General features: G+C 51.9%; 22 protein-coding genes. 11 read left to right on the top strand and 11 right to left on the bottom strand.

The window, feature by feature from the left end; all coding sequences use genetic code 11:
- Positions 1-23 precede the first annotated feature (23 nt).
- The 5 genes from VHA_RS00905 to hemN all read left to right on the top strand — a co-directional run bounded on the left by VHA_RS00905 (position 24) and on the right by hemN (position 4509).
- Positions 24-641 (top strand): c-type cytochrome, encoded by a 618-nt coding sequence (locus VHA_RS00905; protein ID WP_005500924.1) that lies wholly within the window; start codon positions 24-26, stop codon positions 639-641.
- A gap of 676 nt (positions 642-1317) precedes the next feature.
- Positions 1318-1965, top strand: coding sequence for a class I SAM-dependent methyltransferase (locus VHA_RS00895; protein ID WP_005500923.1), 648 nt, complete (start codon positions 1318-1320; stop codon positions 1963-1965).
- Complete coding sequence (gene yihI, locus VHA_RS00890) at positions 1962-2504, top strand: Der GTPase-activating protein YihI (protein WP_005500922.1); 543 nt, start codon at positions 1962-1964, stop codon at positions 2502-2504. The genes VHA_RS00895 and yihI overlap by 4 nt, the downstream gene beginning before the upstream one ends.
- Positions 2505-3002, top strand: coding sequence for a DUF2489 domain-containing protein (locus VHA_RS00885; protein ID WP_040527939.1), 498 nt, complete (start codon positions 2505-2507; stop codon positions 3000-3002).
- A gap of 133 nt (positions 3003-3135) precedes the next feature.
- Positions 3136-4509 carry an oxygen-independent coproporphyrinogen III oxidase gene (gene hemN, locus VHA_RS00880; RefSeq protein ID WP_005500920.1) on the top strand — a complete coding sequence of 458 codons (1374 nt, stop codon included), beginning with the start codon at positions 3136-3138 and terminating at the stop codon, positions 4507-4509.
- Between the two features lie 199 nt (positions 4510-4708).
- Here hemN and add read toward each other — a convergent pair whose 3' ends face one another.
- The 5 genes from add to glnA all read right to left on the bottom strand — a co-directional run bounded on the left by add (position 4709) and on the right by glnA (position 10539).
- Positions 4709-5713 (bottom strand): adenosine deaminase, encoded by a 1005-nt coding sequence (add, locus tag VHA_RS00875; RefSeq protein ID WP_005500918.1) that lies wholly within the window; start codon positions 5711-5713, stop codon positions 4709-4711.
- Between the two features lie 145 nt (positions 5714-5858).
- Positions 5859-7265, bottom strand: a complete 1407-nt coding sequence (gene glnG / locus VHA_RS00870; RefSeq protein WP_005500917.1) for a nitrogen regulation protein NR(I) — start codon at positions 7263-7265, stop codon at positions 5859-5861.
- Between the two features lie 9 nt (positions 7266-7274).
- Positions 7275-8321, bottom strand: a complete 1047-nt coding sequence (glnL, locus tag VHA_RS00865; protein WP_005500914.1) for a nitrogen regulation protein NR(II) — start codon at positions 8319-8321, stop codon at positions 7275-7277.
- 121 nt (positions 8322-8442) lie between these two features.
- The gene (locus VHA_RS00860; protein ID WP_040527937.1) at positions 8443-9003 is read right to left on the bottom strand and encodes a DUF4124 domain-containing protein; all 561 of its coding nucleotides are present in this window, start codon (positions 9001-9003) and stop codon (positions 8443-8445) included.
- A 126-nt stretch (positions 9004-9129) separates the two neighbouring features.
- Positions 9130-10539, bottom strand: a complete 1410-nt coding sequence (glnA, locus tag VHA_RS00855) for a glutamate--ammonia ligase (protein ID WP_005500910.1) — start codon at positions 10537-10539, stop codon at positions 9130-9132.
- 614 nt (positions 10540-11153) lie between these two features.
- Here glnA and typA point away from each other — a divergent pair.
- The gene (typA, locus tag VHA_RS00850; protein ID WP_005500907.1) at positions 11154-12983 is read left to right on the top strand and encodes a translational GTPase TypA; all 1830 of its coding nucleotides are present in this window, start codon (positions 11154-11156) and stop codon (positions 12981-12983) included.
- Between the two features lie 77 nt (positions 12984-13060).
- On the opposite strand, the gene VHA_RS00845 is transcribed toward typA, so the two are convergent.
- Both VHA_RS00845 and VHA_RS00840 read right to left on the bottom strand, forming a co-directional pair.
- Positions 13061-13309 carry a GlsB/YeaQ/YmgE family stress response membrane protein gene (locus VHA_RS00845; RefSeq protein ID WP_005500904.1) on the bottom strand — a complete coding sequence of 83 codons (249 nt, stop codon included), beginning with the start codon at positions 13307-13309 and terminating at the stop codon, positions 13061-13063.
- A 153-nt stretch (positions 13310-13462) separates the two neighbouring features.
- Positions 13463-14098: a DUF2959 domain-containing protein gene (locus tag VHA_RS00840; protein ID WP_005500902.1), complete on the bottom strand. Its 636-nt coding sequence runs from the start codon at positions 14096-14098 to the stop codon at positions 13463-13465.
- 50 nt (positions 14099-14148) lie between these two features.
- On the opposite strand from VHA_RS00840, the gene VHA_RS00835 reads away from it, so the two are divergent.
- Genes VHA_RS00835 through VHA_RS00825 form a run of 3 tightly spaced genes read left to right on the top strand, consistent with a single transcriptional unit; the run spans position 14149 to position 16476 of the window.
- Positions 14149-15042 (top strand): virulence factor BrkB family protein, encoded by an 894-nt coding sequence (locus VHA_RS00835; RefSeq protein WP_040527934.1) that lies wholly within the window; start codon positions 14149-14151, stop codon positions 15040-15042.
- A gap of 21 nt (positions 15043-15063) precedes the next feature.
- Positions 15064-15498, top strand: coding sequence for a D-aminoacyl-tRNA deacylase (gene dtd, locus VHA_RS00830; RefSeq protein WP_005500898.1), 435 nt, complete (start codon positions 15064-15066; stop codon positions 15496-15498).
- Between the two features lie 33 nt (positions 15499-15531).
- Positions 15532-16476 (top strand): bifunctional GNAT family N-acetyltransferase/hotdog fold thioesterase, encoded by a 945-nt coding sequence (locus tag VHA_RS00825; protein WP_005500896.1) that lies wholly within the window; start codon positions 15532-15534, stop codon positions 16474-16476.
- A gap of 26 nt (positions 16477-16502) precedes the next feature.
- Here VHA_RS00825 and VHA_RS00820 read toward each other — a convergent pair whose 3' ends face one another.
- The 4 genes from VHA_RS00820 to hslR all read right to left on the bottom strand — a co-directional run bounded on the left by VHA_RS00820 (position 16503) and on the right by hslR (position 21857).
- Complete coding sequence (locus VHA_RS00820) at positions 16503-18395, bottom strand: AsmA family protein (RefSeq protein WP_005500894.1); 1893 nt, start codon at positions 18393-18395, stop codon at positions 16503-16505.
- A 209-nt stretch (positions 18396-18604) separates the two neighbouring features.
- The gene (pckA, locus tag VHA_RS00815; RefSeq protein ID WP_005500892.1) at positions 18605-20236 is read right to left on the bottom strand and encodes a phosphoenolpyruvate carboxykinase (ATP); all 1632 of its coding nucleotides are present in this window, start codon (positions 20234-20236) and stop codon (positions 18605-18607) included.
- Positions 20237-20549: 313 nt separating this feature from the next.
- Positions 20550-21428 carry an Hsp33 family molecular chaperone HslO gene (hslO, locus tag VHA_RS00810; protein WP_005500890.1) on the bottom strand — a complete coding sequence of 293 codons (879 nt, stop codon included), beginning with the start codon at positions 21426-21428 and terminating at the stop codon, positions 20550-20552.
- Between the two features lie 18 nt (positions 21429-21446).
- Positions 21447-21857, bottom strand: coding sequence for a ribosome-associated heat shock protein Hsp15 (hslR, locus tag VHA_RS00805; RefSeq protein ID WP_005500888.1), 411 nt, complete (start codon positions 21855-21857; stop codon positions 21447-21449).
- A gap of 265 nt (positions 21858-22122) precedes the next feature.
- Between hslR and gspC the strand changes: the two genes are divergently transcribed.
- Complete coding sequence (gene gspC / locus VHA_RS00800; RefSeq protein WP_005500886.1) at positions 22123-23031, top strand: type II secretion system protein GspC; 909 nt, start codon at positions 22123-22125, stop codon at positions 23029-23031.
- Positions 23032-23054: 23 nt separating this feature from the next.
- Positions 23055-25070: a type II secretion system secretin GspD gene (gspD, locus tag VHA_RS00795; protein WP_005500884.1), complete on the top strand. Its 2016-nt coding sequence runs from the start codon at positions 23055-23057 to the stop codon at positions 25068-25070.
- The last annotated feature ends 16 nt before the right edge of the window (positions 25071-25086 follow it).

Raw genomic sequence — 25086 nt, 5'->3', positions numbered from 1 at the left:
TTGATAATTATAAATGGAATGTCATGAAGAGATTAGCGCTACTACTCACTTTATTCGCGAGCTTTACTGCCTTTGCTCAAGGCAATGCAGAAGCAGGTAAAGCCAAATCAGCTACTTGTGCCGCATGTCACGGTGCAGACGGTAACAGCGTCATTCCCGCCAACCCAACCCTGGCAGGCCAACATGAAAAATACCTTCTAAAACAGCTTAAAGAGTTCAAGCTGGGTATGACCACTGGTGGTGAACAGGGACGGAACAACGCGATAATGGCAGGTATGGTGGCTGCACTTTCGGAGCAGGACATGGCTGATTTGGCAGCGTTTTACGCATCTCAGACAGCAAAACCAGGTTCTACACCAGAATCTGCTATCGAAATAGGCGAAGAGCTTTACCTAGCTGGAAACCAAGAGAGAGGCATTGCAGCCTGTGTAGCATGTCATGGCCCGCGTGGAAACGGCACTTCGCTGTCAGGTTTCCCTAAAATTTCTGGTCAACATGCTGATTACGTGAAGACACAGTTGACGGCATTTCGTGATGGTCAGCGTAACAATGATCTCAATGGCATGATGCGTATTGTGGCAGCCAAACTGTCTGATAAAGAAATCGATGCGATTTCTAAATATGTGGGTGGCCTACACTAACAGCAGGTTGTGCAATAGAAAATGCATCCCGCAAGTGTATAAAAAGGTAGCGTTGGCTGCCTTTTTTCGTTTCGGGTTCGCTATTTCTCCTATCCCTTTTGTAAGCGTTCGACCATTGCGCTCACAGACAGTGGATGAAAAATTTGCTGGATTTTTGTTTTTACTCTTATTTTTCAATAAGATAAATGTTTTGTGTGGCGATGATCTGTTTAAATTGTGAATAGCAGCCTGTTTTGAACCCGGTGAAAGCGTATACTTAATTCTGTCAGCAGGAGAATGACAGGGAAAAGGACCATCAGGACGATGACGCAGGGCTGCGGCAGGATTCAAACGGAGTTTGGCTGGAATAAGCCTTGGTAACCAGGAAGTTATATCGTCAGGAAGACGTATTGTGTGAAGGATTCACACGAGTATGGACCATCTTCAGGAAGGAAGTCAGGACACACACCAGGATGGTGATGACGACAGGACGTTACGAGTTAAACGCTCAAATAAAAACGGCAGGACGCCCAGGCACAAACGGACCTTTGTTCACCGGGAAGTGGTGTTACTGTTAGGGATGAAAACGGTAAATCCGTTCATTAGAACGCTATAGAGCGACAGGTTTTGCCTGTCGCTTTTTTCTTATTCAACTTTCTGCTACATTTCCGCCATTCAATTTGGTGTAGAACTCCCCATGTCCCTTGAGTGCCCTCTTTGTGGATCAGCAGATATCGCTGATTTCGAGCAGGATAAACGCCGCCGTTACTTCCGTTGCCAGCGTTGCTCACTGGTCTTTGCTGACCCTGCAAGCCTGTTATCTGCCGAAGAAGAGAAGGCGATTTATAATCAGCATGACAATGTGGTGGACGACCCAGGTTACCGACACTTCCTGAGCCGTATCGCGACGCCGCTTGGTGAAAAACTCGGTGACGCCTCTTTGCAGGGGTTAGACTTTGGATGTGGCCCCGGCCCCGCACTGGCAGCCATGCTGCGGGATGCCGGTCATGAAATGGCGATCTACGATCCGTATTTCTTTCCGGACGACGGAGTGCTGGAAAGGACCTATGACTTTGTTACCTGCACCGAAGCGATTGAACACTTTTACTTGCCTCACAGGGAATGGAGACAACTACTGGGCCTGGTCAGGCCGAGAGGCTGGTTAGCCATCATGACCAAGCTTGTTATCGATGCCGATGCATTTACGCGTTGGCATTACAAAAATGACCCAACCCACGTGAGTTTTTTCAGTCGCGAAACGTTCTGCTTTTTGGCCGAACGTGATGGTCTTGACGTGGACTTTGTTGGTAACGACGTAATTTTACTGAGGAAGAAAAACGAATGACCCGCAAGAAAAAAGCCCGCAAAGTTGGCTCTGAAGGTCCAGCACAATACAAAGAAAAAGCGCTGAGCAAAGAAGACATTGCCGCGCTGGCCCGCAAGCGCAAGAACAAACACAAAGGGCTGAAAGCCGGTTCACGCCATTCTGAGGGTAAAACCGCACAACAGCGCCAGGCGCAGGCCCAGCGCGATCCTCGTCTTGGCAGTAAAAAGCCGGTTCCGCTGGTGGTAGAGGCCAAGCCACACCCGAAATCAGCGGAAGGCAAAAAGGCCCGTCGCCTGAGTGCAGAGCAAGAGTTGGAGATGTTGGAAAATGATGCACAACTGAATGTGCTTCTGGACCGTATTGAGAATGGGGAAAGCCTTGGTGCCGGTCTACAACAGTATGTTGATGAGAAGCTGGACCGCATTGAGGTGCTGATGAAACAGCTTGGCCTGCTTGACGAGGACGAGCCGGAAGAAGAAGCCCCGAAGAAAAACAAGCGCCGTGGCGATGACGATCTGCTGGCGGAGTTTGAAAACCTCAAATTTGAACAGGAGTAAGTGTTGGAGACTCTTCCTACCGGTGTTGTAGCACTCGGTGTTGCGATTATTCTTGGACTTGCAGTGTACGCTGGCTGGTTGTTGTCGAAGCTTCGTCAGCAAACCAATATGCAGGAAAAGGCGATGGAGACGGCGATTAAACAACGCAACGAGAAGATCATTGAAAGTGTTGATGTCATTGCCATGGCAACCCTGCAAGCGCAGTGTGACCTGTCAGAGGCCGCTATTCGCCTCTATATGATTATGGATCACCTGCAGGGAGAAAAGCGAGTGGAATTTCCAGAGCGCTTCCCGGCGCTGTATGAGCTCTATAATGTGGTAAAAGACATGCCGCGCGGCGACGATCGTAAGAAAATCGAGAAGCGCGAGCGCATGCGCCATGACATGGAGCGCCTGAAGGCAGAAGCCCGTTTACAGCAGGCTATTCATACTGAGCTTGAGGAAATCCTCGCGTTTACCGGTGCCAAAATGACACCGGTACATACCCTGTCGAGCTGAGCATTCAGGTTTAGGGTAAGATCAGACCAACACTTTTCCCGCTTATTGTGCGGGAATCATTCTTAGCAGCCGGAGAGTGTGGCAGTATTACATTGCTATCATCGTCCGGTTGTTTATTTTGGCGGGAACACACATGTCTAAGCAGCAAATTATCTGGGATCAGGCTCTGATTGAGAAGTATAACTATTCAGGGCCACGCTATACCTCTTACCCCACCGCACTGGAATTCCATGAGGTCTTTACCGCGGCTGAGTTTGACATGGCATGTGCCCAGTATCCAGACCGCAACCTGTCACTGTATGTACACATCCCGTTTTGCCACACCCTTTGCTACTATTGTGGTTGCAATAAGGTGATCACCCGGCATGCACACAAGGCCGATCAATACCTTGATGCGTTGGAGTTGGAGATCCGCCAGCGTGCCTACCTGCTGCGTGACAGAAATGTCACCCAGCTGCATTGGGGCGGCGGGACACCCACTTTCCTGAGCAAAGCGCAAATCTCCCGCCTGATGTCCCTGCTACGTGAAGAATTCCGCCTGAATGCTGATGCCGAAATCAGTATCGAAGTCGACCCGCGTGAAATGGAACTCGATATGCTGGACCACCTGCGCAGTGAGGGTTTCAACCGCCTGAGTATCGGTGTACAGGATTTTGACAAGACAGTACAAAAAGCAGTAAACCGCGAACAGGACGAGGCATTCATTAAGGCGATGGTGATGCGTGCCAAAGCGCTTGGTTTCCGCTCTACCAACCTGGATTTGATTTATGGCCTCCCGCACCAAAACAGTGAGACCTTTGCCAAAACGCTGGAGCAGGTGCTGACTATGCAGCCGGGCCGTTTGTCCGTATTTAACTATGCTCACCTGCCTCAGCTTTTTGCTGCGCAGCGCAAGATCAAAGAGGCAAATCTGCCATCGCCACAGGAAAAGCTGGCGATGCTGGAGCAGACCATCAATACCCTGACAGATGCAGGCTACCAGTTTATTGGTATGGATCACTTCGCCCTGCCAGATGATGAACTGGCTGTCGCGCAACGTGAAGGTGTTCTGCACCGCAACTTCCAGGGGTACACCACTCAGGGCGATTGCGATTTGTTGGGCCTCGGTGTGTCGGCAATTTCTATGATTGGTGACTGCTACGCCCAGAACCAGAAAGCGCTGAAAAAGTACTATCACCAGGTCGACGAGCAACGTCATGCGCTTTGGAAAGGGGTGATGCTGGACGGTGATGATCTGCTTCGCCGTGAAGTGATTAAGTCACTTATCTGTAATTTCACGCTCAACAAGCGCGCCATTGAGCAAGCGTTCGATATCAACTTTGACACCTATTTTGCAGAAGATCTGCAATTGCTGCAGTGCTTTATTGATGATGGCCTTGTGATGGTAGATAACGATACCCTTCAGGTGACGTTGAAAGGGCGCCTGCTGATCCGCAACATTTGCATGTGCTTTGACACCTACCTGCGTGACAGGGCACGCCAGCAGCAGTTTTCCCGGGTGATTTAACTTTCTGCCCAGATTACCAAAATGAAAAAAGCCGCATCTGCGGCTTTTTTCATGGCTGGCGGTCAGGTGCCGCTGCCGATGCTGAAAATGGCCAGCACCACAGCCAGTGCTGCTGCAGCCAGCTGTCCTGGGCCTGCGGCGACCAATTCATTTGCGGTAAAAAATACGTCGAACATGATACTTGTATTCGTATGACTGATTAACTACGAGCCGCTGCTTTGGCTTTCAGCTCGGCTTTGTCGCTGTCAGACAGGAATGCGATTTCTATTCCATTCGCCTGAAGCTGGGTGATTTGCGCTTGGCTCAGACCCGCCTGCGGTGCCGCAACTTCGTATTCGTAAGGCAGTTCAATACCGGACACGGCAGGGTCGTCAGTGTTCAGGGTGGCCAGAATACCTTCCGCCAGAAACGCCTTCACCGGATGTGATTCCAGTGAGGCTACGGTGCTGGTCTGCATGTTCGAGGTCAGGCATGACTCAATACCGATGCGGTTTTTTGCCAGATATTCCATCAGAGATGGGTCTTCAATGGCTTTTACGCCGTGGCCAATACGGGTTGCGCCCAGCTCGTTAATTGCCTGCCACATGCTTTCTGCACCGGCAGCTTCACCAGCATGGACAGTCACATTCAGGTCCGCTTTGCGCACTTTGGCAAAGTGTTCCTTGAATTGATGCCCCGGTTGACCCAGTTCATCACCAGCTAAATCAATCGCGACCAGATGTGTTTTCAGTGCCAGTAATGCCTTCAGCTCCTGCATGCAGGCATCGACACCAAACGTGCGGCTCATGATACCAATAAGGTTGGTTTTTACGCCAAAGTCACGGCTGCCCGCCTGAACGCCATCAATCACGGCTTCCACTACGCCTTGTATTGCCAATTGGTGTTTCATTGCCATGTAATAGGGGGAGAAGCGCAATTCCGCATAATCAATGCGTGCGTTGAGGGCATCTTCTACGTTCTCGTAAGCGACACGGCGTACCGCATCCAGATCGCCCAGTACCGCGACACCCCAATCCAGTTTGGACAGAAAGCCAACCAAATCCGGTTCGTTAGACATGACCTGAACATGTGGGCGCAGAGCATCAATGGTGTCCGCAGGAAGTGACATACCGAATGTCTGACCCAGCTCCAAAATGGTGTTAATGCGAATATTGCCATCAAGGTGACGGTGAAGATCCGTCAAAGGAAGGTGGGTTGCGATCATGTGAATATCCTTAAATCAACTTTTGGCAAGTATAAGGGCTATTAACAGACGCGTCAGTAGGGGAAAACGGGGAAACCGCCTAAAAAGGCGGTTTTGGGGTGTGTGTTAACCTGTGCTGTTTAAAATGCGAACAGTGTTGGGCTTTCTAGTGCATTTGCAGCTCTTTGAGTTTGCGGGTCAAGGTATTGCGTCCCCAGCCCAGCAATTTCGCTGCTTCCTGTTTATGGCCCCGGGTGTGATTCAGGGCCTCACGCAGTAAAATACGTTCAAACTCCGGCAATGCTTCCCGCAGCAGATTGTCATCACCATTATTGAGTGAGCATTTTGCCCAGCGGGACAATGCCTGTTGCCAACTGTCGCCTTCACCATGGTTTTCGAGGGTTTCCGGTTGCATCAGCTCTGGCGGTAAATCTTCAGGCAAAATTTCTTTACCACTTGCCATCACGGTCAGCCAGCGACAAGTGTTTTCCAATTGACGCACGTTCCCGGGCCAGGCGAGACCAGACATTAAGTCCAGCGTGGTCGGATGCAGGGACTTCACTTCGATATTAAGCTCATCAGAGGCGCGCTTCAGGAAGTGTTTGGCCAGTTGGCCGATATCCTGACGGCGTTCACGCAGCGGTGGCAGGTGAACCCGGATCACGTTCAGGCGATGGAACAGATCTTCCCTGAAGCTGCCTTCTGCCACCAGTTTTTCCAGATTCTGGTGGGTGGCGGCGATAATGCGGACATCCACGTTGATCGCCTGATGACCACCGACGCGGTAAAACTGACCGTCTGCCAGGACGCGCAACAGGCGGGTCTGGATATCCAGCGGCATGTCACCGATTTCATCGAGAAACAGGGTGCCGCCGTTGGCTTGTTCGAAACGCCCCTGGCGGATACTGTTAGCACCGGTAAAGGCCCCTTTTTCATGGCCGAAAAGCTCTGACTCAATCAAGTCTTTGGGAATCGCTGCCATATTCAGAGCAATAAAGGCATTGCTGGCCCGTGGGCTGTGGCGGTGCAGGGCATGGGCAACCAGTTCTTTACCGGTGCCGGACTCACCGTTAATCAACACTGAGATTGATGAACGGGAGAGGCGGCCAATGGCGCGGAACACCTCCTGCATCGAAGGGGCCTCGCCGATAATTTCCGGTGCTGCCTCCATCGTTTCTTTGGGGGTACGCTGGCGTTTTTGCTCCTGGCTGTGAGCGACTGCGCGCTCAACCAGCGCCACGGCTTCATCAATATCAAACGGTTTGGGCAGGTATTCAAACGCCCCTTTCTGGTAGGCGCTGACCGCAGCATCCAAATCAGAGTGGGCGGTCATAATGATCACCGGCAACGTGGGGTATTCGGTTTGTAGGCGGTTTAACAGGGTAAAACCGTCAGTGCCTGGCATACGGATGTCGGAAACCAACACATCCGGCACCTCCCGGTTTAAGGCATCCAGCACGCTGTCGGCATCAGCGAAAGTTTCACAGGCGAGTCCTGCCGCGCCCAGGGTACGCTCGAGTACCCAGCGGATTGAGCTGTCATCGTCGACGACCCAGATTAATCCTTTGCTCATGTTCTCCCCTTAGCGACGAATTGGTAACAAAATGGTGAAGGTAGTGCTGCCGGGCCAGCTATTGACGTAAATCTTCCCCTGGTGCTGGTCTATCAGGTTGCGGGTGATGGAAAGCCCAAGTCCCGTTCCGCCCGGGCGGCCCGACACCATAGGGTAAAACAGGGTGTCCTGCAGTTCTGGGGCAATGCCGGGGCCGTTATCGGCAATATCAATGCGCGCTGCAAGACGGTGCCGTTTCCCGTTGATCACCACCTGGTGCTCGGTACGGGTGCGCAGCACAATCTCCCCGTTGGGGGTATCGGCAAGAATCTGGGCTGCATTGCTGACGACATTCAGGATGGCCTGCTCCATCTGCTCAGGATCCATGTCAATGTCTGGCAGGCTAGGGTCATAGTCACGCTCGACGGTCACGGTATCGGCACTGAGTGCCACCAACTGGCGCACTTTCTCCAGGATAACGTGAATGTTTTCTTTCTGGCGGTGGCCAGGCCGTTGCGGGCCCAGAAGGCGGTCAACCAGGTTTCTCAGCCGATCGGCCTGCTCAATAATGATGCGGGTATATTCACCAAGGCTTGGGTCTGGCAGCCTCTTTTCCAACAGTTGCGCTGCACCACGAAGACCGCCCAGCGGGTTTTTTATTTCATGGGCGAGACCCCGAACCAGCTCCTTGGCAGCTTGTTGCTGCGCTTGTTGCTGGAGCTCTTTACTGATTTGCTGCTGGTGGCCGATAGCCTTGATTTCAATCAGCATTGAAGGACTGCGCGCCCACATCAAGGGGCTGGCACTTAATTCCACTTTTCGCTGTCTGCCATCTACAACCAAGGTCACGTCGCTGTCGGTCAACCCCTGACCGTTTGCCAGGGTTTCCCTAACCAGAGCCAGATCGATAGAGCAATGCTGGAGTAAATCCGGAAGGGGATGCTCGAGCAAACGTCGTGTGCTCAAACAAAGCAGTTGCTCTGCTGCAGGATTGGCATAGGTCACAACAAGATCATTGTCGAGTACCAATACTGCGGTGATCAAGTTGTCCATGACAGTTTCAGTCAGTGTGGCCACATTATCTTCCTTTGTGGTTGCACTAGTTTGGTGCAGGCTAGTTTACCTGATAGTGCGTTGTTGTGCAGTGTTGAAAAGGAGCTGTCTACAACCGCGTTGCCAGATAGCGTTTCAACCCATGTTATCTGGGGCTTGGTTTAGCCGGAGGAAGGGCCTTCTTTACCTTCGCCCGGTGCAGATACACGGTCACTGAGTGGGATGCTGCAATTACCTTGCCATTTTCTAGCAGTTGCACCTTTATGGTGTGGGCTCCGCGATCGACATTTTTCAGTGTCAGGGACACGTCTTTGGATGATGGCTGCTTTTTCCCATCCATTACTGCACGGACGGATTGGTTTTTGCCCAACGGCAGATCAGTTGAAAGGTGAAGTGTGATAGTGCCTTCGTTATGACGGACAGTGGCTTCGTCTGCCGGGGAAAGCAAGGAGATGCGACTGGCCTGTGGCGGCGTCTCAGGTGTGGCTGGCGTATCTGGTGCATCAGGCGCGTCCGGTGCAAAAACCTCGGGTGCATTCTGGCTTGGCAATGGCACAGTGCCGATTTCTACGTCAAGCTCCAGGCTGACAGATGGCGGTGCATCGCTGAAATGTAGGGTGCCGTTTTCATCGACCCAGCGATAATAATCGCCAGCACTGGCTGTGGCAGACAGTGTTCCCATAAGGAGCATTCCGGTAATGCGCATGGTGACTCCCGAAACAGTGGATGGCGAAGATACCAGACACCTATTTTCCGTGAGGCAGACTTCCAGACAACAGAAAAAAGGCCCGCCTGTGAGCGAGCCCTTTGATTTTCTCTGAAATTCGTTGAGTTACACGGAGTAATACAATTCGAATTCCAATGGGTGAACGGCCGTGTTTACGCGTTCAACATCTTGGGATTTCAGTGCGATGTAAGAATCGATGAAGTCATCAGAGAATACGCCGCCAGCTGTCAGGAACTCACGGTCTTCATCCAGGCATTGCAGTGCTTGCTGCAAAGACTCTGCTACTTTTGGAATCTCAGCCGCTTCTTCTGCTGGCAGGTCATACAGGTCTTTATCCATCGCATCACCCGGATGGATTTTGTTCTTGATGCCATCAAGGCCTGCCATCAGCATGGCGGCGAAGCACAGGTATGGGTTTGCGGCTGGGTCACTGAAGCGAACTTCGATACGACGTGCTTTCGGGCTTGGTACCACAGGGATACGGATAGACGCAGAGCGGTTACGCGCAGAGTATGCCAGCATAACAGGGGCTTCGAAGTGAGGAACCAGACGCTTGTACGAGTTGGTTGATGGGTTCGCAAAGGCGTTGATCGCACGGGCATGCTTGATGATACCACCGATGTAGTACAACGCAGTGTCAGACAGACCGCCGTACTTGTCGCCTGCAAACAGGTTCTGGCCGTCTTTTGCCAGCGACTGGTGAACGTGCATACCGGAGCCGTTATCACCAACCAGCGGTTTCGGCATGAAGGTCGCTGTTTTACCGAATGCGTGGGCAACGTTATGGACAACGTACTTGTAGATTTGGATCTCATCGGCTTTGGTTGTCAGGGTGTTGAAACGGGTTGCGATTTCGTTCTGACCCGCTGTCGCCACTTCGTGGTGGTGGGCTTCAACAACCAGCCCCATCTCTTCCATCACCAGGCACATTGCGGAGCGGATGTCCTGAGATGAGTCAACGGGTGCAACCGGGAAGTAGCCGCCTTTCACACCGGGACGGTGACCTTTGTTACCGCCTTCGAAATCAGCACCTGTGTTCCATGCGGCCTCAACATCATCAATTTTGAAGAAAGACCCTGACATGTCAGTAGAGAATTTCACGTCATCGAACAGGAAGAATTCTGGCTCAGGACCGATGAGGACAGTGTCTGCGATGCCAGTAGAACGCATGTAGTCTTCTGCGCGTTTGGCGATAGAACGAGGGTCACGGTCGTAGCCTTGCATGGTTGCTGGCTCAAGGATGTCACAGCGGATGTTCAAGGTTGACTCTTCTGTGAAGGGATCCAGTACAGCAGACGCTGCATCAGGCATCATCACCATGTCTGACTCGTTAATGCCTTTCCAACCTGCAACAGAAGAACCGTCGAACATTTTGCCTTCTTCGAAGAAGTCCGCATCGATCTGGTGCGCTGGGATTGAGATATGCTGCTCTTTACCTTTGGTATCGGTGAAGCGCAGGTCAACAAACTTAACTTCGTGCTCTTGGATTAAAGCGAGTACGTTTTCTACTGACATGTGAATAAACCTCCGGTGTCATGGTTCTCTAACTTGGCGAAGAAGCACCTTGCGCTTCACCAAAAATGGGTTTGACTCCACTGAAGCGAAAAGTGTGCCAATTTTAAAATCCCTGTCATGATGTGCTTTTAAACGAGAATGACATAAAAAAATGCCATCTCACGATCACTCATGGTGCGCACGCGCACCATTATGGTGCATGCAAGGGATTGTATGCCAATCCATTCAGCAGCGGTTATGCAGTGTTGTCAACGAATGATAGTGCCTAAGAAAAAGACAATGTTGGCGCTGTGAGGTCGATCGAAAGCTGAAGAAAGAAAGGACGATGTATCGCCAACAAAGCGGTACGGATAGCTGTTTTATTTTGCGCACTGTTGTGGCGCAAGATCTGTCCGCAGGCGGGGCAGGTTAAGGGATTGAGGTAAACTTCCCTGCCTTGCTTTTGTGTGTTAGCGAGGTGGTGGGGTTAATATAAATCGATCCCAAGTCACATATTTCGTGGGTTTTCAATAAAAATCTGGTAAATTACGGCCGGATTTTAATCAGTGGCGGTGAGCGCTTTCGGCAAAACCGGAGCTTTTGGCGGCACATCTTTTTTGAGTGAAAGAGAACCCATGTCTACTTTGCAGATAGATAAACTGAGAAACATCGCGATCATCGCGCACGTTGACCACGGTAAAACCACCCTGGTTGACAAACTGCTTCAGCAGTCTGGCACCCTGGAAACCCGTGGCGAGCACGAAGAACGCGTCATGGACTCGAACGACATCGAGAAAGAGCGTGGCATTACCATTCTGGCGAAAAACACCGCGATTAACTGGAATGATTACCGCATCAACATCGTAGATACCCCAGGACACGCCGACTTCGGTGGTGAAGTGGAGCGTATTATGTCGATGGTAGACTCTGTGCTTCTGATCGTTGACGCCGTGGATGGCCCAATGCCACAGACACGTTTCGTGACGCAAAAAGCGTTTGCGCACGGTCTGAAGCCTATCGTTGTTATCAACAAAATCGACCGCCCAGGTGCACGTCCTGACTGGGTGATGGATCAGGTCTTTGACTTGTTTGACAACCTGGGCGCAACCGACGAGCAACTGGACTTCCAGGTGGTTTATGCCTCAGCGCTTAACGGCTGGGCGACCTTGGAAGAAGGCGAAACTGGCGAGAACATGGAGCCGCTGTTCCAGGCGATCGTTGATAACGTATCTGCACCGGATGTGGATACTGATGGCCCACTGCAAATGCAGATCTCTCAGCTGGACTACAGCTCTTACGTAGGCGTTATCGGTGTTGGCCGTGTGACCCGTGGTTCGGTAAGACCTAACCAGCAAGTGACCATTGTGGGTGCTGACGGCAAAACCCGTAACGGCAAAGTGGGCACAGTGCTGGGTTACCTCGGCCTTGAGCGTCATGATGTTGAAGTGGCCACTGCCGGTGACATCATTGCAATCACTGGTCTGGGTGAGCTGAAAATCTCTGACACCATCTGTGACGTCAACGCCGTTGAAGCGCTGCCGGCACTGAGCGTTGACGAGCCGACTGTGACCATGACTTTCCAGGTCAACACTTCACCATTTGCAGGTAAAGAAGGTAAGTTCGTGACTTCACGTAACATCCTTGAGCGTCTGCAGAAAGAGCTGGTGCACAACGTAGCCCTGCGCGTAGAAGAAACCGAAGACCCGGACAAATTCCGTGTATCAGGCCGTGGTGAGCTTCACCTGTCTATCCTGATCGAAAACATGCGTCGTGAAGGCTTCGAACTGGCGGTATCGCGTCCCGAAGTGATTATCAAGGATGTAGACGGTGAGAAACAAGAGCCGTTTGAAACCGTGACCATTGACGTACTGGAAGAGCACCAGGGCGGCGTGATGGAGAAAATCGGCCTGCGTAAGGGTGAGCTGACTGACATGTCGCCAGATGGTAAAGGTCGTGTGCGCATGGACTTCATTATGCCATCTCGTGGCCTGATCGGCTTCCAGACCGAATTTATGACCCTGACGTCTGGTTCTGGCCTGATTTACCACACGTTCGATCACTATGGCCCAATGAAGCCAGGGATGATTGGCCAGCGCCAAAACGGTGTATTGATCTCGAATGCGACCGGTAAAGCGTTGACTTATGCGCTGTTCAACCTGCAAGAACGTGGCCGTCTGTTCGCTGAGCACGCCGATGAAGTGTATGAAGGCCAGGTGATTGGTATTCACAGTCGCTCTAACGACCTGACAGTGAACTGTCTGAAAGGTAAGCAACTGACCAACGTACGTGCATCCGGTACCGATGATGCGCAGGTGCTGACGCCTGCTATCAAGTTCACCCTTGAGCAGGCGCTGGAGTTTATCGATGATGACGAGCTGGTGGAAGTGACGCCACAAAGCATCCGTATCCGTAAGAAGCTGTTGACGGAAACTGACCGTAAACGCGCTAGCCGTGGCAGCAAATAACGTCCGGTTTCAGTAAGACGGATCAGCAGAAAGAAAAAAGCCTCCATTTTTTTGGAGGCTTTTTTATAACCAATAGGTTACCTGACAAACTTATCGTAGGCGAATAACAGGATTAACGCGCCGACGGTCGCCATGACAATACTGCCAATGCTGAGGCCCCCTGTGGTGCCGATCCCCAGCAAGGTACTGACCCAGCCACCGACAACAGCACCGGCAATACCCAGCAGTATGGTCATGATGAGGCCACCTCCATCGTTTCCGGGCATGATCCACTTTGCCAGAATACCGGCCAGTAGACCGAGAATGATCCAGGAAATAATGCTCATGTGTTCTCCTCCACGTTGAGAGACGGCTTCACATTGATGAATGCCAGTCACTAACTGCCTGAATACACATTACGGCAGTTTGTCTCATAACATCTGTTTCAACCTCAAGAAAAACATTGAGATATGCTTGGCTTTCCCTGGGGTCAATAGATCCTAGTTTTTCAGGGTCGCCAGGAAGCGTTCAGATTCGCTAATGGCGACTTTCATATCTTTGATGGCACGGTTAATTTCAAGTTCCAGACTGGCAAACTCCCCCTTTAATGCCCCGATGGCTGCGGCATTGAGGTTATGTTTCAGGTACAAGGTGTTATCGCGTAGTGTATTCAGTACGGGTTCCATTTTGCTTTCTGCCTTTTTCATCGCTGACAGCATTTGCTGGTATCCACGCTCCGTTTGTTTGAGTTTGCGTTCACTTTCGCGTCTCAGGCTGGCACTGGAATACAGGGAAAGCTCTTCGCGCCATTCGCTGAACAGGGCGTCGGAAACGTCTTCGACCGCTTCAATGCGTTCACGGACGTTTTCTACGGCAGCCTCGCTATCTTCATACTGTTCATTGATGGTGTCGTACATGGCTTGCAGCTCACCACCGTCGAAGTGGGTCAGTGCCGTGAGCGCATCCAATGCGCTGGTAAATTGCTCGCTGGCTTCCTGTTGCGCATCAGATGCTGCTTCCACGCGGTTTGCCATGATATCGCGTTTATGCACGCCAACTTTTTCCATGGTGGCGTAATAGGCGGACTGGCAGCCTGCCAGTGTAAAGATCAGAAACAGGGTCGAGATCAGGCGCACGGTAAACTCCTCGTCGCTATCGTGTATGATTAACGTTTCAAATAGAGACTATGGTTGAAGCAGTGGAACGACTCAAGCATTCATTGCCCAGGGCAGGGCAAATTATATTCGATTTCTCAAGGCACCTAATCCGCCGCATTGTTCACGATCGCCTCACGGTGACCGCCGGTTACATGGCCTATGTCACCTTGCTGTCGCTGGTCCCCCTGATCACTGTGCTGTTGTCAGCGCTGTCATTGATTCCGGGCTTTGCTGAGGCTGGGGACCAAATCCGCATTTTTGTGCTGCACAACTTTGTCCCTGCCTCCGGGGATGCGCTGGAGCAATACCTCAATGAGTTTGTTGCCAATGCCGGTAAAATGACAGCAGTGGGTGTCGCCTTCCTGTTTGTGGTCGCCCTGATGCTGATTTCTGCCATCGACAAGAGCCTTAACTATATCTGGCGGGTGAAAAAAAAGCGTGCGACGGTGGTGTCATTCTCTATTTACTGGATGGTGTTAACATTAGGGCCAGTGCTGGTGGGCAGCAGCCTGGGGGTCAGCTCTTACCTGGGATCACTGAACCTGATGGCAGTGGAAGGGGCGGATATGTTGTCGCCAACCCTGCTAAAACGGTTACCGTTTCTGCTTACCGCGTTGGCATTTCTTGGTCTTTATACTCTGGTACCCAACTGCCGGGTGAAGATTGGCCATGCCTTTTCCGGTGCTATTACCGCCGCTTTGCTGTTTGAATTCAGCAAAAAGGGCTTTGCCTTCTATGCCTCCAATTTCCCGTCCTACGAGCTGATATACGGTGCATTGGCAGTGGTTCCCCTGTTGTTTGTCTGGGTCTATCTCAGCTGGTGCATAGTGCTGGTGGGAGCAGAAATTACGGCGGCACTGGGCGAGCGAAACATCTGGGATACCGGCCCGGATACCGAACAAAAACAACTTACTGATAATTAAGATAATAAGAAAGGAGCTGCTATGATTGCGCTTATCCAGCGAGTCAGCGAAGCCAGTGTCGTGGTCGACGGCAAGACTGTGGGCGCGATTGGTAACGGGCTGTTGGTACTGCTGGGTGTTGAAAAAGGTGACGATGACAAAAAAGCGCACCGCCTGCATGAGAAAGTCCTCGGTTACCGTGTTTTCGAAGACGAAAACGGGAAAATGAACCTCAATGTACAGCAAGTCGGTGGCGAGGTGTTGGTCGTGTCCCAGTTTACACTGGCCGCTGATACCAATAAGGGCATGCGGCCCAGTTTTAACGGTGCGCCAGCAGCAGACGCCGATCGTTTGTATCAACAGTTCACGCAATATTGCCGCGAAAGCGGTGTCAAAACAGAAAATGGTGTGTTTGCTGCAGACATGAAAGTAAGCCTGGTCAACGACGGCCCGGTGACATTCTGGCTGCACGTGTAATGACCCGGCAGGGTTGACGAGGAGAGAAACAGGATGTTTCGGTTAATCACCCCCACCAAGGATGATGAGCTCAACACATACTTTCACTTTCGGTGGAAGATGCTGCGTGAGCCCTGGCGTCAACCGGAGGGCTCAGAGCGCGATGCCTATGATGTCGTTGCACACCACCGGATGATTGTGGACAGCAAAGGTGAGCCGATTGCGGTTGGCCGTTTGTACCTGACCCCGGATAACGATGGTCAAATCCGCTACATGGCTGTCGCGCCCGGATATCGTCAGCGGGGCCTTGGTGCCCTTATCCTGATGACGCTGGAATCTCTGGCGCGTCAGGAGGGGGCAAAGCGGTTGGTGTGTAATGCCCGCGAAGAGGCGATCGGTTTTTACAGCGCCAACGGCTTTGTCAACCAGGGAGAGCTCAGTGAAGAGCGTGGCCCTGTGCGCCACCAGCAGATGCTAAAGCCCCTAGACCCGATGTCGGATGTGGTGCGCCGCCCGGAATGGTGCCACGAGCTTCAGCAACGCTGGCAGCAACAGATCCCAATCAGTGACAAAATGGGGATCAATATCAGCCAGTTTACCGGCTATCGCTTTGAACTCTGTGCACGGCTGAATGCCAACCTTAACCCTCATGATTCGATGTTTGCCGGCAGTGTGTTCAGTATGGCAACCCTGGCAGGCTGGGGCATGGTGTGGCTGTTGATGAAAGAGCGCCAGCTTTCTGCAAGTATTGTGCTGGCTGACAGCCATATCCGCTATCGTCGCCCGATCGTAGAGCGCCCGCGTGCCGTGGTCTCCCTCGATGGGTTGAGCGGCGATCTGGACCGGCTGGAAAATGGCCGCAAGGCGCGGGTGAAACTGGAAGTGACGTTTTACAGCGGTGAGGATGTGGCCGGCACATTTACCGGCACCTACGTGCTGTTGCCGGAAAAAGATCCGGCTGCCGATACTATCGAAAGCCAGACCTTACTGTTCGGTTAACTCCTATCAATGCCCGCTTGATGGATTCACTGGGTGTTATGGCTAAGTGCCCCTTCGCCGGTGACTAAATCCCAGCTGCCGGACAGTGTGGAGGTGTTGCCGTCTTGTACCAGACTGACCGGTGACAGTGAAATCCGTCCACGGTCGGCGTTCGCCTTAATCTCCCCGACACTGACAGCCATTGTTTCGATTCCTTCTTCCCCTTCTTGCTTCCCGCTAAACAGCGTCATGATCCGCTGGCTGAATGACTGCCCCGGTGAGACGGTAAGCACTGTGCGGTGCGGCACGGCCGTTAGCTTGCCAGACAGGCTATAGGCCAGGCTGTCGCGATCGCCGCCGAGCCCTGACAGGGAAACGTTCACATCATGCTCGCCTTCCAGCGGCAGGCTCAGCCCCAGCCAGCGCTGGTAGAGGGAGGAAGGCAGGCTGAGCCCAGTTCCCTCTAATTTCCAGGGTCGGCTTGGATTCGTGAGACTAACGCTGGCGTTGGCTGTCAGTTGTCCTTGCGGGAAAGTCAGGCTGAGTGGGTTAAGTTGCCACACACCGTTTTGCACTCTCATGGCCACATAAGGGGACGAAACCGGGATACGGTTGATGCTGGCTGTCTTGGCACTGCCAGTCAACTCTCCAAGCCACATACCGTCATGGCTGGCTTGCCTTAGCAGCAGGTCTTTTCCCTTGAGGTTCATCCCGATGATTTGCAGCGGGAACGCCGGATCCGGCACCGTCACGTTGGTGTGCCCGACAGACAGGCTGCCAACGCGGATATTGTCGAAGCGCTCCCACTGTGCAGAAAGTGATTCTGACATCCCACCTTCGAAGTCCAGTGTCAGGCCGTTTAGGATAAGTGAACGTAGGGACAGAGAGGCCGGTGTGATGTCCCCGGCAAAAGAAATGTACCCTTGATCATCCACGTTGGACGAAAAGGCGCCCACTTCGATGCGGGAAGGAGAGAGCGACAAGTCTGCCAGCACGTCTGTCAACAGCCAGGTATCGTAGTGAATCAGGTTAGCGTTGAAAGACAGCAGCGAAGAGGCATCATTGGCGGCCCAGACCAGATCACCATCACGCAGGTTGATGGCCTGTGCCGAGAGGTTGAGGTGTTCCAGTGTCAGGCTATCCAGTGACGCGCTGACATCGAGTAAATCGAGCCGGTTGATCACAATGTCATAGTTGTCACTCAATGGTTGCCACATTGCAATCAGGTTTGACAGGTTCTCTGAGGGCTCGATACGGGCATCGCTTATGGTTAGTTGATGTAGCGTCCATTGACGGTTCTTCAGCGTCGCACTGCCAGTCACAGTGCCAAATTCGCTGTTAAATGACAGCCCCCAGATTTCCCATTTATCGTCAGTCAATTCGCTGTCAAGCAAGAGGTTTGACAATGTCTGGCCTTTAAACGCAACGGCGGGGGCGGAAAACTGGAATGGTCCTTGCCAACTGCCCCATTTTTTCTTGCTGTTGCGCCAGTTTGATATCTGGATACTTGCGTGGTCAACGCGCAGGCTGTCGCCATAATAGCTGACATCATCCAGCGCCAGATGCTTGATAGTGAGGTTTTTGGGGAGGGCTGCTTTGGTGTTGAAGTCTATCTTTGCACCACGGATCACCGCGTTTTTCAGGGTGAAGGCGCCCCCGATTGCATCCCAAAGCGAAAGCGTCGCCGAGGCATATCTAGCCTGGTAAATGGTGTTATTGGTTTCCTGCTCAATGAGCGTTGGTGTATTCAGCGCCAGAGAAAGCGGGGTCAGAAGATCGTAGTCCAGTGATTCAGCACGCAGGGTGTAGGGTGTGAATGTACTGACGGCTTTCTGCATCAAAGGCAGGCCGTAATGTGTGCTGAGTACAGTAAGAAGCGTACCCAATGCAACCAAGGTGATAATGACAAGTGAGGCAAACAGCTTGGTGAGCAAACGCATTTGGCGATGTTCTCTTTTGGGTTATCTGATGCGTAGTAATAGGCAGCATGTTACGCCGCGATGCTATTGAGGTTGGCGTAAAAATCAACGTTATTCAAGCAGTAATATGCTTCAACGCCAGGGCCGTAAAGGAATTTAGAGATTGTACGGCAAACCAGGGAGTAAAAAAGCCCCCGGAGCTGGGGGCTTGGTATTGTCATGTTTGTGGTTTAATCGAGCTGTGGACCGGCTTTCACCAGCGCTTCACCTTCTGGGGTATCCGTGTATTTCGCGAAGTTGTCGATAAAGCGCTTGGCCAGATCTTCCGCTTTGCTTTGCCATTGCAGCGGGTCAACGTAGGTGTCACGCGGGTCAAGGATATCCGGGTCAACATCGTGCAGTTTCACTGGTACCTCCAGATTGAAGATAGGGATCACTTTGGTTTCGGCTTCTTCAATCGAGCCATCCAGAATTGCATCAATGATCGCGCGGGTGTCTTTGATCGAAATACGCTTGCCGGAGCCGTTCCAGCCGGTATTGACCAGATAGGCTTCTGCACCTGCCGCTTCCATGCGTTTCACCAACACTTCCGCATATTTGGTTGGATGCAGCGTCAGGAATGCGTTACCAAAACAGGCTGAGAAGGTTGGTGTTGGCTCAGTGATACCACGTTCAGTACCGGCCAGTTTGGCGGTAAAGCCTGACAGGAAGTGGTACTTGGTCTGTTCTGGTGTCAGCTTGGAGACCGGTGGCAATACACCGAAGGCATCAGCAGACAGGAAAATCACCTTGTTGGCATGACCACCTTTGGATACTGGCTTCACAATGTTTTCAATGTGATAGATCGGGTAAGAGACGCGGGTATTTTCGGTTTTTGAGCCGTCATTGAAGTCGATAGAACCGTTTTTACGCACCGTCACGTTTTCCAGCAGCGCATCGCGGCGGATAGCGTTATAGATGTCAGGTTCCGCTTCTTTCGACAGTTTGATGGTTTTCGCGTAGCAGCCGCCTTCAAAGTTGAACACACCATTGTCGTCCCAACCGTGCTCATCATCGCCGATAAGGGCGCGTTTTGGGTCGGTAGACAGGGTGGTTTTCCCGGTGCCTGACAGACCAAAGAAGATCGCCACATCACCATCCTGTCCCATGTTGGCAGAGCAGTGCATGGAGGCGATATCTTTGAGCGGCAGGAAGTAGTTCATCATGGCGAACATGCCTTTCTTCATCTCGCCGCCGTACCAGGTGCCGCCGATAAGCTGCATACGCTCGGTCAGGTTAAAGACCGTGAAGTTTTCGGAGTTCAGACCATGCTCCTGCCACTTATCATTGACGCATTTTGCGCCATTCATCACCACGAAATCAGGCTCAAAGTTTTCCAGCTCTTCTTCTGTTGGGCGGATAAACATGTTTTTCACGAAATGTGCCTGCCAGGCCACTTCAGTGATCACGCGGATGCTAAGGCGGGTATCTGGGTTGGCACCGCAGTAGCCATCAACGACAAACACGCGTTTGCCTGACAGTTGGCGGGTGACGAGGGCTTTTAGGTCATTCCAGACATGCTGATCTATTGGTTTGTTGTCGTTGGCGCCTTGATCTGACCACCAAAGGGTATCCTTGGTGGTGTCGTCGCGCACAATGTATTTGTCTTTGGGCGAACGACCGGTAAAAATTCCGGTGTCAACAGCCACAGCGCCTAACTCGGTAACCGTGCCCCTTTCATAGCCTTCCAGCTCTGGTTTGGTTTCTTCGATGAAGAGTTGCTCGTAAGTAGGATTTCGAACAATTTCCTTAACATCGTGTAAGCCGTGTTTTGATAAATCGATACTATTTGCAACCTTTTTTGCGACGTTCATGACAGTCATAGGTGCTCCTTGGGTAAGATGTAATGTAACTGTCGTCCATGCTAGCAACCTGAATTGGCCAATTCAGAGAGTTAACTCAAAAAACAACCATAAACAAATTAATGGCTTGTAACGGCCTTAATTAGCCTGTGCTTATAATATTACCGTTATGTTGCGTATGTGTGCTACAGGATTATGGTTAATATTTGTGCAAAAATAAGAGATGGGCTAGTTGTGAACTTCTTTTGCAAAATTAGGATGTTTTGAATAGAAAACCGGCATGATAGCCGGTTTTTTTGCGGGGTCTTTGACCGTTAATTATCAAAGAAAATTATTAGTGAATGGTTTCTGAAGATGGACCGTTTTGATCAAAAATTGCAGAAATATCAACAGAGTCGAACTCGTAATCAGCGCCGCAATAGTCGCAGTGAAGTTTGATGTTTCCGGTCTCTTCGACCATTTTTTCCACTTCCTGACGTTCAATCGCAGCAATCGCTGACGCACTGCGCTCACGCGAGCATGAACACTTGAATGTCACACTTTTGGGCTCGTAGACTTTTACTGTTTCCTGATGGTAAAGACGGTATAACACTTCTTCCGCTTCCAAGGTAAACAGTTCTTCGTTCTTCACGGTTTCGGTCAGTTGCGCCAGGTGATCGAAATCATCTTCTTTACCCTGGCCATCCGGCAGGATTTGCAGCAACATACCTGCGGCTTTCGCCTGGCCGTCTACCTCACCGGTACGTAGCCACAGTCGGGTTTTCAATTGTTCGGAGCGGGTAAAATAGTCTTCCAGGCAGGCTTCCAGTGTGTCACCTTCCAAGCCCACAATACCCTGATAACGCTCTCCCTGCTCAGGCTCGATGGTGATCACGATGTGACCTTTACCCATCAGCGCTGGCAAGGTGCCATTTTCCGGCAGGGTGTCGCTATTCCAGCGCGCCGTACCGCGCATAACCTGATTGTGGTTTCCGTTGATCACAACCAGTGATACAGGGCCATCACCCTGGATTTGTACCGTGATGCTGCCTTCAAATTTCAGGGTTGCGGTCAGCAGGCTGGTTGCGACCATCAGTTCACCCAGCAGGGCTTTGATCGGTGCCGGATAGTCTTTGCTGCCGGTCAGCTGTTGGAATGAATCTGAAAGTTGAACCAGTTCGCCGCGTACAGAGACGCCATCGAACAAGTAACGGTGCAGACTGTCTTGTGCCATGGGATAACTTCTCCGGCGTTAATCGTTACTGTGTCTAAATTTGAGGATATCGCGTCGCTGCTTCTTGTCAGGACGACGATCTGGACTTGGGTTATGTGCGTGAAACTGTCGCTCAAGGCTACGTTGTTCCCTGCGAAACGCGCTTTCATCGGTTTCCCGGTAGAGTGCCTGTGCTTCTGGCGCGCCACGTCGCTGCTCACTGAGTTTCACGACGATCACGGTTTTTTCGTCAAACCCTTGTCTGAGTTTGATTTCGGCGCCGACTTCCACCAGTTTGCTTGGTTTGGAGCGCTGACCATTGTAATGGACTTTACCGCCATCAATCATGTTTCTGGCCAGTGTGCGGGTTTTGTAGAAACGCGCTGCCCACAGCCATTTGTCCAGCCGTACCTGCAAATCTTGGTTAACATTGTCGTGTCTTGAGCCCACTACACACTCCTTTACATTCGAGTGGCTAAACTTACCATGTTTCGTTAATCCGATCAGCATCACAATTAGCGCTCTTTTATGGTGCCCAATCGTTTAACTTTCAAGCCGCAATGGAATCATTCAGACAAAAATGGCTTCTCTCTTATCGGCAAAGCTAAGGAAAACGGGTAAATTGGTGACCTTATTCATCACTCTTACATTCGGGTGCTAAAAGCGGCAATTGACTGAATGGCAGTGAAATGCCGGTATTGGTAACAGGAAAAGCATGTCTGCGAATTTTGGGATAAAACGCTTACCCACGTGGGTGCAATTACGACTTGGCAAAGCCTTTCCCGCCAACCTTGCAAAATGGGTGACACGGGTACTGGTATTGATGCTGGCCTGGACGCTGGGACGTTTGGTGTGGTTTTGGGTACCGGATACGGTACCTGATATGCCTGCCAGTTTGCCGGTGATCAGTGCGGGCATGAATGTCCAGAAACCTGCCTATCGCCTCGATCAATTGGTTAACCGTCACTTTTTCGGCCGCTATAGTGCCAGCGCGCCTGTCGAGAAAAAGCCGGAACCTGTTGTTGATGCGCCCCGGACCCGCCTCAACCTGACGCTGGTCGGTCTGGTTGCAAGCTCTGATCCCCAGCGTGGCTTGGCGGTGATTGATAACCGTGGCTCGCAGAAAACCTACGGTATTGGCGAAGCCATTGAGGGAACGCGGGTTACCCTGCGTCAGGTACTCAATGATCGCGTTATTCTTCGCAACAATGGACGGGATGAAGCCCTGATGCTGGCTGGGGTGGATTACAACACATCAGGGTCTGCACCTGTCAGGAGGCCATCATCGCCACGGAATGTTCCGCAAAACACCGGACAGGCTGATCTCAGCAATGTGAAAGCGGAAATCATGAACAATCCGCAATCCTTGCTTAAATACATCACACTCTCTCAGGAAAGAAACGATGAAGGACTGGTGGGCTACCGCCTGGGTCCTGGCAGTGATAGCCGCCTGTTTGAACAAGCTGGTTTGCAGAGTGGGGACGTCGCGGTGGGTATCAATGGCGCGGATTTAAGCAACCCGGCAGAGATGAACCGTATCTGGCAAAGCTTGTCTGATGCGTCAGAAATCAATCTCACCGTCTTGCGTGACGGTCAGTTGCACGAAATATATATCAGTCTGTAAGCGGACTGAAAACGGAGAACAAAGTGAATACGTGGAAGAAACGTAAATCAACCTGGTTACTGGCCGGTGTGCTTGCTATGCAGAGCGTCGGCGCGTGGGCGACAGAATTCAGTGCCAGTTTCAAGGGAACAGATATTCAGGAGTTCATCGAGATTGTTGGACGCAACCTTGAGAAAACCATCATCGTTGATCCGTCTGTGCGCGGTAAAGTCAATGTTCGCAGCTATGACGTGCTGAATGAAGATCAGTACTACCAGTTCTTTCTCAACGTGTTGTCTGTGTATGGTTTTGCCGTCGTTGAGATGGAAAACGGCGTGCTGAAAGTGGTGCGTGATAAAGATGCCAAGCAATCGGCCATTCCGGTGGTGGGTGACGATAATATCCAGGGTGATGCGGTGGTGACCCGCGTTGTGTCAGTAAAAAATGTCTCTGTACGCGAGCTGTCGCCCCTGCTGCGCCAACTGATTGACAATGCCGGAGCTGGTAACGTGGTGCACTATGACCCTGCCAACGTCATCATGATCACTGGTCGTGCCGCGGTGGTGAACCGTCTGGCAGACATCATTGAGCGTGTTGACCAGGCCGGGAACAAAGAAGTGGATGTGGTTCACCTCAAGCATGCTTCGGCCTCTGAAATGGTACGCATTGTCGAAAGCCTCAATAAACAGGGCGATGGCAAAAATACCCCCGAGTTGCTCCAGCCGAGTTTTGTCGCTGATGAGCGCACCAATTCCGTGCTTATCTCCGGCGAGCCGCAGGTGCGTGACCGTATCCGCCGCTTGATCTCCCAGCTTGACCGTGAAATGGCAACGGTGGGCAATAACCGGGTAATTTACCTTCGCTATGCCAAAGCGGAAGACGTGGTGGATGTGCTGCAGGGCGTCTCCGAGAATCTGCTCGCCGAAAAACAGGGTGGCCAGAAGGCGCTAGGTGCGAACGCAAATAATGTCAAAATCTCAGCACACAAAGGGACAAACGCCCTGGTTATCACCGCGCCACCCGATATTCTGCGTGCGCTGGAAGGCGTGATTGCCCAGCTGGATATCCGTCGTGCCCAGGTGCTGATTGAAGCGATGATCGTGGAAATGTCAGAAAGTGATGGTGCCAACCTTGGTATCCAGTGGGGATCACTGGACGGCGGCGGTATTCAGTTTGGCAATACCGGCGTGCCGATCACCAATTATCTGGCGGCGCAGGAGAAAGCCAAGGATAAAACCACCACTGAAACCCGATTTGATCGCGACAATATTCCCGTTGAGGTGCCTATCACTGAATCTGGCGACCCAACCGCGATTGCGGAAGTACTGGGCGGTGTCAGCGGGCTGGCTGCAGGGGTGGTACTCGGTGACTGGACGGCACTGGTGACGGCTGTGTCAAGCAACAGCGATTCCAACATCCTGTCATCCCCCAGCCTGATGGTGCTGGATAATGAAGAAGCGTCTTTCATCGTCGGTGAGGAAGTGCCCGTTGTCACCGGCTCTACTACCGGCTCAAACAACGACAACCCGTTCCAGACTGTGGAACGTAAAGACGTGGGTGTCAAACTCAAGATCACCCCGCAAATCAACGAAGGGGATTCCGTACAGCTCAATATTGAACAGGAAATCTCCAATGTGCTGGGGGCCAGCGGTGCAGTCGATATCCGTTTTGGTAAGCGCCAGCTGACCACCTCGGTGTTAGCCGCTGATCAGCAAATGATTGTACTGAGCGGCCTGATTGATGAGCAGACCAATGAGAGTGAGCAAAAGGTGCCACTGCTTGGCGATATCCCACTATTGGGTCACCTGTTCAAGTCAACCTCATCGGGTAAAACCAAACGTAACCTGATGTTGTTTATCAAGCCGACCATTATCCGTACCGGCCTGACCGCAGATGGCATCACACAGCGCAAGTACAACTATATCCGTGCAGAGCAGATTTTCCGTGCACAGGAAGAAGTCAAACTGATGCCGGGCGTGAAAACACCGGTATTGCCAGAGTTTGGTTCAGACGCGACCTTGCCGGCAGAAGTGCGAGCGATCATGGCGGAGCTGAGGTAACGCCATGGAAAAGCAG

The organism is Grimontia hollisae CIP 101886 (assembly GCF_000176515.1).
GTDB lineage: Bacteria > Pseudomonadota > Gammaproteobacteria > Enterobacterales > Vibrionaceae > Enterovibrio > Enterovibrio hollisae.
This window is presented reverse-complemented; position numbering and strand designations above follow the sequence as displayed.

What these genes read in the sequence shown, in the direction of transcription:
- VHA_RS00905 (WP_005500924.1), top strand. Translation starts at nt 24, where the DNA reads ATGAAGAGATTAGCGCTACTACTCACTTTATTCGCGAGCTTTACTGCC.
- VHA_RS00895 (WP_005500923.1), top strand. Translation starts at nt 1,318, where the DNA reads ATGTCCCTTGAGTGCCCTCTTTGTGGATCAGCAGATATCGCTGATTTC.
- yihI (WP_005500922.1), top strand. Translation starts at nt 1,962, where the DNA reads ATGACCCGCAAGAAAAAAGCCCGCAAAGTTGGCTCTGAAGGTCCAGCA.
- hemN (WP_005500920.1), top strand. Translation starts at nt 3,136, where the DNA reads ATGTCTAAGCAGCAAATTATCTGGGATCAGGCTCTGATTGAGAAGTAT.
- add (WP_005500918.1), bottom strand. Translation starts at nt 5,713, where the DNA reads ATGATCGCAACCCACCTTCCTTTGACGGATCTTCACCGTCACCTTGAT.
- glnG (WP_005500917.1), bottom strand. Translation starts at nt 7,265, where the DNA reads ATGAGCAAAGGATTAATCTGGGTCGTCGACGATGACAGCTCAATCCGC.
- VHA_RS00860 (WP_040527937.1), bottom strand. Translation starts at nt 9,003, where the DNA reads ATGCGCATTACCGGAATGCTCCTTATGGGAACACTGTCTGCCACAGCC.
- glnA (WP_005500910.1), bottom strand. Translation starts at nt 10,539, where the DNA reads ATGTCAGTAGAAAACGTACTCGCTTTAATCCAAGAGCACGAAGTTAAG.
- typA (WP_005500907.1), top strand. Translation starts at nt 11,154, where the DNA reads ATGTCTACTTTGCAGATAGATAAACTGAGAAACATCGCGATCATCGCG.
- VHA_RS00845 (WP_005500904.1), bottom strand. Translation starts at nt 13,309, where the DNA reads ATGAGCATTATTTCCTGGATCATTCTCGGTCTACTGGCCGGTATTCTG.
- VHA_RS00835 (WP_040527934.1), top strand. Translation starts at nt 14,149, where the DNA reads ATGGTTGAAGCAGTGGAACGACTCAAGCATTCATTGCCCAGGGCAGGG.
- dtd (WP_005500898.1), top strand. Translation starts at nt 15,064, where the DNA reads ATGATTGCGCTTATCCAGCGAGTCAGCGAAGCCAGTGTCGTGGTCGAC.
- VHA_RS00825 (WP_005500896.1), top strand. Translation starts at nt 15,532, where the DNA reads ATGTTTCGGTTAATCACCCCCACCAAGGATGATGAGCTCAACACATAC.
- VHA_RS00820 (WP_005500894.1), bottom strand. Translation starts at nt 18,395, where the DNA reads ATGCGTTTGCTCACCAAGCTGTTTGCCTCACTTGTCATTATCACCTTG.
- pckA (WP_005500892.1), bottom strand. Translation starts at nt 20,236, where the DNA reads ATGACTGTCATGAACGTCGCAAAAAAGGTTGCAAATAGTATCGATTTA.
- hslO (WP_005500890.1), bottom strand. Translation starts at nt 21,428, where the DNA reads ATGGCACAAGACAGTCTGCACCGTTACTTGTTCGATGGCGTCTCTGTA.
- gspC (WP_005500886.1), top strand. Translation starts at nt 22,123, where the DNA reads ATGTCTGCGAATTTTGGGATAAAACGCTTACCCACGTGGGTGCAATTA.